Source organism: Pseudonocardia pini (genome assembly GCF_013870575.1).
Lineage (GTDB): Bacteria > Actinomycetota > Actinomycetes > Mycobacteriales > Pseudonocardiaceae > Pseudonocardia > Pseudonocardia pini.
Genome location: NZ_JACBXB010000804.1, coordinates 1 through 2,451 on the forward strand (window position 1 = coordinate 1; position 2,451 = coordinate 2,451).

The following is a 2,451-nucleotide window of genomic DNA, read 5'->3' on the forward strand; positions in this document are numbered from 1 at the left end:
ACGGCCTTCCGCGCGGGCGACCGGGTCGGCGTCCACCGGGCGATGCACGCGATGATGCTGCAGCGCCCCGACCTCACCGACCGGCTCGCCCGCATCGCCGCGCCCACGCTGCTCGTCGTGGGCACCGAGGACGCCACCTGGTCCCCCGCCCGTGCGGAGAAGGCCGTCACCGAGCTCGCGGACGGTCGGGTCGCGGTCGTCGAGGGCGCCGGGCACATCCCGCCGCTGGAGCGGCCCGCGGAGACCGCGGCCGCGATCCTGGACCTGTGGCAGGCGAGCTGAAGGAGGGTTCCGCAGCGGGCTCCCGGTACGCCACCATCGGCGGATGGCGAGATATGCGGTCAACGACGAGGCCGTCCGCCACGCCCGTGAGCTCATCGACGCGCGCCGCTACGTGCTGCGCAGCCGGTGGGGCGACGTCCAGCCCTCGGCCGCGGACGGCACCCGCTATCTGAAGTCTCACACCTGGGCCGAGTACGGCGCCTGGCATCTCGGCCTCACCGAGGGGGCCGGCGAGGAGACCAAGCGCCGTTACGCCTTCGTGTTCGGCGACTTTCGCAGGCTGCACCGGATGGGGATCATCTCCTGCTACTACCGCGCGGCGGAGTGGGGCCACAAGGACGTGGAACTCGCCGCGCACGAGTTGCTGCAGTACCTCGACGACTCACGCCGCTGACCCCGCGGAAAAGCATTCCCCGATTCGTCAGGCCGCCTCGGTGGCCTTCTTGCGCGAGCGGCGCTTCGGCTTCTCCTCGGCCACCGGCTCCGGCGTACGGTCGCGTTCTGCGTAGGCCTGCACCACATCGGACCGCAGCCGACCGCGCTCGGACACGTCGAACCCGTTCGCCTTGGCCCACTCCCGGATCGCCGCGTTCTCCTCGCGGCTCTTGGCGGGGGCGGCGGTCTCCGGGGCGACGCTCTGCCGCCGACCACCGGCCGACGTGCGCCGTGCGGCACCGACATAGGGGGCGATCGCGTCCCGCAGCTGCGCGGCGTGCTCGGCACTCAGGTCGATCTCGAACGACTTCCCGTCGAGCGCGAAGGAGACGGTCTCATCCGCTTTCCCGCCGTCCAGGTCGTCCACCAGCGTCACTTCGGTGACCCGGGCCATGTCCACTTCCGTTCGGTCGTTCCTGCAGCGTCACCTCGCAGTATCCAGAATCGACGGGAAATGTCGAGTGGGACCACGCGACCGGTGTCCTTTCTCGGCGATTTCTCAGGTTGCGGCGAACCGCGCGCATTCGGGTGCGGCCACGACCCGGCGAAGACGGGCGGGATGAAGCAGCGTGGTTCGGGTAGCCGGCCGGGGTCTCCATCCGCGATCTCGTCAGGAGTTCCCGTGACACTGCGCAACACCGTCGTCCGAAGCATGAACGACCTGGGCCTGGCTGCCTGGTTCGGCGGCACGCTCGCCAACGCCGTCGCCCTCAACGGCGCCGCCGCCTCCGCCACCGAGGCGAAGGAGCGGCTCCGGCTGGCCGACACCGGCTGGGACCGGTGGACACCGGTCAACCTCGCCGCGATCGGCGTGCACCTCGTCGGCTCGGTCGGCGTCGGCTACGCCAACAAGAGCCGGGTCGCCACCCAGAAGGGCGTGCTGGCCTCCTCGATCGCGAAGACGGCCCTCACCGCCGCCGCGTTGGGCGTCACCGCCTACAGCAGGGTGCTCGGCAGGAAGGTCGCCGAGGGCGAGGGGCGCCCGGTCGAGGGCATCACCGAGCCCGGTCTCGACGCGCCCGACGACGGGGTCTCCGCCGCCCAGCGGCAGCTCGCCGTGTTCCAGTGGGCCATCCCCGTCCTGACCGGTGCGGTCGCGGTGATCAACGCGGTCCACGGGGAGCAGCAGCGGCCCAACCAGCAGCTGCGCGGCATCCTCGCCCGCCCCGCGCAGGCGCTGGGTCTCGCGAGCTGAGTCGGACCGACTCCGAGGAGGTCACCGATGAACGTCGATCACGGTCTGTTCGGTCCGCAGTCGGTGACCTGGCGGGTGCACCTGGAACCCGTCACCTGGGTGGCGGGGATGCGCGCGCTGCTGCTGCAGTCACTGCACCCGCGGGTCATGCGCGGCACCTTCCAGAACAGCGCGCTGTTCGACCCGGCGAAGGCCTGGCCCCGCTTCGAGCGGACCGTGCAGTTCGTCGGCACCCGCACGTTCGGCTCGTTGGCCGAGGTGGAGGTCGCCGGGGCCAGGGTCCGCGGCCTGCACCGCAGGCTCAGCGCCGTCGACCCGGACACGGGCACGCGGTTCCGGGTCGACGCCCCCGAGGGCCTGCTCTGGGTGCACTGCGGCGAGATCGACTCCTACGTCGACATCGCCCGCCGGTCCGGCATCCTCACCGCGGCCGAGGCGGACGAGTACGTGGCCGAGAGCGTGCGTGCCGCCGAGGTCGTGGGGCTGGACCCCGCGATCGTGCCCGCCTCGCGGGCCGAGCTGGCCGAGTACTTCACGCG

The 2,451-nt window shown here is 71.9% G+C and carries 4 protein-coding genes and 1 pseudogene; 4 read left to right on the forward strand and 1 reads right to left on the reverse strand.

All coding sequences use genetic code 11. The features are described 5' to 3' along the window. A partial coding sequence (locus tag H5J29_RS29190) for an alpha/beta fold hydrolase (protein WP_181784193.1) occupies positions 1-282 on the forward strand: 282 nt, incomplete at its 5' end. Positions 283-325: 43 nt separating this feature from the next. Beyond that, on the forward strand, positions 326-676 hold the full coding sequence (locus tag H5J29_RS29195; protein WP_181784194.1) for a hypothetical protein: 351 nt from the start codon (positions 326-328) through the stop codon (positions 674-676). 99 nt (positions 677-775) lie between these two features. Here H5J29_RS29195 and H5J29_RS29200 read toward each other — a convergent pair. Further along, positions 776-1,111, reverse strand: a pseudogene (locus H5J29_RS29200) (histone-like nucleoid-structuring protein Lsr2); the annotation flags it as partial. Positions 1,112-1,339: 228 nt separating this feature from the next. On the opposite strand from H5J29_RS29200, the gene H5J29_RS29205 reads away from it, so the two are divergent. Beyond that, the gene (locus tag H5J29_RS29205; RefSeq protein WP_181784196.1) at positions 1,340-1,912 is read left to right on the forward strand and encodes a hypothetical protein; all 573 of its coding nucleotides are present in this window, start codon (positions 1,340-1,342) and stop codon (positions 1,910-1,912) included. A gap of 27 nt (positions 1,913-1,939) precedes the next feature. Further along, on the forward strand, positions 1,940-2,451 hold a 512-nt coding region (locus H5J29_RS29210; protein WP_181784197.1), incomplete at its 3' end, for an oxygenase MpaB family protein.

What these genes read in the sequence shown, in the direction of transcription:
- H5J29_RS29195 (WP_181784194.1), top strand. Translation starts at nt 326, where the DNA reads ATGGCGAGATATGCGGTCAACGACGAGGCCGTCCGCCACGCCCGTGAG.